4 protein-coding genes are annotated in these 4,317 nt (G+C 56.1%); 2 read left to right on the forward strand and 2 right to left on the reverse strand.

Annotated elements, in window-relative coordinates; genetic code table 11:
• Positions 1-79: 79 nt before the first annotated feature.
• Positions 80-517, forward strand: coding sequence for a hypothetical protein (locus HMPREF2927_RS09225; RefSeq protein ID WP_246827340.1), 438 nt, complete (start codon positions 80-82; stop codon positions 515-517).
• Positions 518-570: 53 nt separating this feature from the next.
• On the opposite strand, the gene HMPREF2927_RS03025 is transcribed toward HMPREF2927_RS09225, so the two are convergent.
• Together HMPREF2927_RS03025 and HMPREF2927_RS03030 are read right to left on the reverse strand one after the other, a co-directional pair.
• Positions 571-1,398, reverse strand: a complete 828-nt coding sequence (locus HMPREF2927_RS03025; RefSeq protein WP_246827341.1) for an S-layer homology domain-containing protein — start codon at positions 1,396-1,398, stop codon at positions 571-573.
• A gap of 180 nt (positions 1,399-1,578) precedes the next feature.
• A complete protein-coding gene (locus HMPREF2927_RS03030) occupies positions 1,579-2,547 on the reverse strand; it encodes a PHP domain-containing protein (RefSeq protein ID WP_083311157.1) in 969 nt (322 codons plus the stop codon).
• 215 nt (positions 2,548-2,762) lie between these two features.
• Between HMPREF2927_RS03030 and HMPREF2927_RS03035 the strand changes: the two genes are divergently transcribed.
• Positions 2,763-4,292: an aminopeptidase P family protein gene (locus HMPREF2927_RS03035; RefSeq protein ID WP_070685394.1), complete on the forward strand. Its 1,530-nt coding sequence runs from the start codon at positions 2,763-2,765 to the stop codon at positions 4,290-4,292.
• Positions 4,293-4,317 lie beyond the last annotated feature (25 nt).

Consider the following 4,317-nt stretch of genomic DNA (forward strand, 5'->3'; position numbering starts at 1 on the left):
GTATCAAAAATCCTAACCTTCAGGTAGAGATTTAGGGAACATGCAATGATACGAAAGTAAAAGAGTGTTATATAAATATGTGGGATGTATCGGTGAATCCTCCAGTTGGCATGACGCAGTCTCAGGTACAGCGGGTAATCATGAGGCAGCAAACTGGTATATCAGCTCATGGGCTAGCGACTGCACCTTTACAGGAGTACGCTTAGACAACCCCTACGGGCCAAGCAAAGAAGTACCCCTAGAAACAATCCTTGCTTCACTGTGGGGCTTCTATCTTGAAGGTAGTGTTAGGCGTTTGAATATTATTGGAGCAAACGCATACGACCAATGCCACATGGACTACGAAGACAAGAACAACCCCAACCCCAAGCCAATGGCTCTGAACGATAAATGGAAGTTTTCTATTAAGAATTCTCTGAAACCGCCCTATAGGGTTGAAATTAATCAGTATGTCTATAAATCTACCGAGACTCCAGTGGGAACTTCCAATAAAAAAGATTATATAGTTGTGGAATAAATTTTTAAACGTATCCCCGCTTATATATTGATACATAAGCGGGGATACGTTTCTTATTTAAATCTGAAAGATTTATCTGCCAGACGAATCACTTCGATAGCCTGCTCATACGTAGCGTAAGTCAACCATTCAAATTCATCATTAGGTGATACGATACCGTACTGTCGATATGATACGTTCTCAATAGAATCTTTATTATTTGGATTCTGAAGACCATAGTATAGCCAGGTGTATGCTTTATGAAGCTCCGAATTATATGGCATATTCGGCCATTTTTCTTTCCAAGGAGTATATAGAAAATAGGCATTAGGATCGTCTACTTCTACCGTTACGCTTGGACTACCCGCCAATCGATACACCATCAAGGCAGTAGCAGCCTCACTAGCAGGGGTATCGTAATGGAAATTCCCATCACTCCAACCCCAGGTAATGCCCCGCTGACGAGCCCACGTCACCACAGGAAAACGCGGATCATCAGTCTTGATATCACCATACGGAGACTGAGTCGGAAGATTCTTCACCTCGGGAGAACCTGACAGACGGTATAGATACTCCACAAACTGGCCGCGAGAAATAACATTATCTTTCTTGACCATTTGGTACTTCTGGCGCTCAGAAATCAGACCAACACACTGTGCCCAACTAAAGATAACGCGACGCCCCAACTCGCCATCTTGACGATAATACTCATACTCTGCGCGGTCGTTACAGGTCACTGCCGGTTCGTCCGGTTGCACAATAGGGGTCACCTCGTGAGGCTTCAAATGCCCGGTGGCATACGCGGGAACACTACCGCACACCATGGCGCCAGCCAAAAGCACAGCGCCGCCAGTCTGGACGGCCCGCTTCGTGGGGCGGGCGAATAATTGTCGAAGCATCATAGCTCCTTCAAAATAAGAGGGGAGGCACAATCTTTGTGTACCCCAATGAGTAGAACGTTCTCAGCGTATCAAAAATCCTAACCTTCAGGTAGAGATTTAAAGAACATGCAATGAGGTGAAAATAAAAGAGTGTGGGGCGGGTTCCTTAGTTAGGAACCCGCCCCACACTCTTTCGTCTTACTACTGAGAAGCCAGCTGCTCGCGGATGCGAGCCACCGTCGCCGCATCCGTCGTATTCTCACCCAGCAGGTTCGGCTTACCCGCACCGTGATAATCGCTCGAACCCGTCACCAGCACCTCACGGCCCGCCGCGCGCTGACGCTCAATGAACTCCAGCAGACGCGCCCGGTCCTCCGGGGAGTTCTCACGGTGATACACCTCCACGCCCGCCAGGCCAGCATCCACCATCAACCCCAGGTACTCCAGGCTCAACGCGGGTCCACGCATCGTACTCATCGGATGCGCAATCACCGGCACACCCCCAGCCTCACGCACCAGACGCACCGCCTCCAGCGGGTCCAGCGCATCCTGCGGCACATAGTAGGGGCTGCCCGTGTACAGCAGCTTCGCAAAAGCCTCAGAACGATCAGCAACCACACCGGCAGCAACCAGCGCATCAGCAATATGGGGGCGGCCCACCGCTGTGTTCCCCTCCCCCACCTGCGCCAACACGTCATCCCAGGTCAGCGGGTAGTCGGCGGCAAGACGGCCCACAATAGCCTGCGCACGGCCCTCACGACTGGCCCGAATCGCCTCCACACGGCGCGCCAACTCCGAACCCACAGGGTCAAAACCATAAGCGAGCAGGTGAATAGTCTTCGTGCGTGCGCGGCCCTCACCGTCGGTGTAACGGTAACGGCAGGAGAACTCGGCACCCGGCAGAAAATCCAGACCGTACTCACCCGCCAGCTGAGCCGCCTGCGCCCAACCAGCCGTCGTATCGTGATCAGTCAGCGCAAACCCAGCCAACCCGGCGCGAGCAATCAGCGGCACCAGCTCGGTCAGGCTCTGCGTGCCGTCAGAAATAGCGGAGTGAATATGCAGATCGTAACGCCCGGCACGGTTCAGGTTTTCAGGCGCGCCCGATTCAGCGGGCTGCGGTGCATGCTTCGCATTAGGTGCATTGTTTCGGTGTTCTGTCTGCGTCATATTCTCTCCTTCCCCGCCCCTGCTAGTTCGTCGCCACCTCAGCGGGGTTTAAGGCATGTCATCTACTCTTCTGATTCAACCCTACCAATATCGGCGGCGCAATATCAGGCACCCAGTCGCAGGTCAAAGATATATTCTGTCCCACCGCACCCTCCCTTATGGTCAAAAGCGCTAAAACACCTGCCCGCCTGTGGTGAAGGCGATATGATTAACCCATGACTGAGAACAACGAGAAGAGCACCGAAGCTCAGAAGACTGACCACCGCAGCACCCCTAAGGCGTCTGCGTTCACCGAATTCATTGCCGCAAACTGGGCACCTGCCGAAGATGACGGCTACACCCGCGAGCCCGTAGCAGACTACGCAGCTGAGCGCCGCGCCAAGATCTCCAAGGCATTCCCCGGCGAGCGCCTCGTCCTGCCCGCAGGCCCGCTGAAGGTCCGCTCCAACGACTGCGACTACCGCTTCCGCCCCCACTCGGCGTTTGCGCACCAGACCGGTCTGGGCATCGACCACGAGCCGGATGCAGTGCTCGTCTTTGAGCCCGTTGAAGAGGGTACCGGCGACAACGGCTCCAACCACGAGGTCACCTTGTACTTCCGTCCGCTGGCTGGCCGCGACACCGCAGAGTTCTACGCGGATGCACGCTACGGCGAGTTCTGGGTTGGCCCCCGCCCCACCCTGAAGGAATTCTCCGAGCGTTACGGTCTGCGTACTCGCGACCTGTCCGAGCTTGAGGTTGCTATCACTAAGAACGCTGGCAACCAGGGCCTGGGTGGCGTGAACATCCGCCTGGTCCGCAACGTTGACCCGGCTGTTGACGCGCTGGTTGATACCTCCCGCTACAACACCGGCGTGGAGCTGGAGCAGGCTGACAAGCTGGACTCCGAACTGGCTGTGGCTCTCTCCGAGGCTCGCCTGATTAAGGACGCTATCGAGGTTGAGAACCTGCAGCGTTCCGTTGACATGACCGTCAAGGGCTTCGAAGAGGTCATTCGTGCACTGCCGAAGGCTAAGGAGCACCACCGCGGTGAGCGCGTCGTTGAGACTGCGTTCTTCTCCGTGGCACGTACCGACGGTAACGACCTGGGCTACGACACCATCGCAGCGTGCGGTAACAACGCAACCATCCTGCACTGGATCCGTAACAACGGCACCGTCGATGACGGCAAGCTGCTGCTGCTGGACGCAGGCGTTGAGGACGACACCCTGTACACCGCAGACGTGACCCGCACCTTCCCCGTGAACGGTAAGTTCACTGAGGTTCAGGCGAAGGTCTACAACGCTGTGCTGGAGGCTGCTGACGCCGCATTCGCTGTGGCTAAGCCGGGCCGTAAGTTCCACGAACTTCACGACGCCGCTATGGAGGTTCTGGCTCACCGTCTGGAAGAGTGGGGCCTGCTGCCGGTTTCTGCTGAGGTTTCCCTCACCATTGAGGGCGGTCAGCACCGCCGCTGGATGCCGCACGGCACCAGCCACCACTTGGGTCTGGACGTGCACGACTGCGCGCAGGCGAAGGCTGAACTGTACATGTGGGCTGAGCTGGAGCCGGGCATGGTCTTCACCATTGAGCCGGCACTGTACTTCAAGGAAGAGGACATGTCTATCCCCGAGGAGTACCGCGGTATCGGTATCCGCCTTGAGGACGACGTGCTCTGCACCGAGGACGGCAACGTGAACCTCTCCGCTGCGCTGCCGCGCACCGTTGAGGGCATTGAGGAGTGGATGGCGAAGCTGGCGAAGTAACGCCCAGCCCCCCCCCCCCCCCCCC

The sequence above is a fragment of the Rothia sp. HMSC061E04 genome, from assembly GCF_001813685.1.
GTDB lineage: Bacteria > Actinomycetota > Actinomycetes > Actinomycetales > Micrococcaceae > Rothia > Rothia mucilaginosa.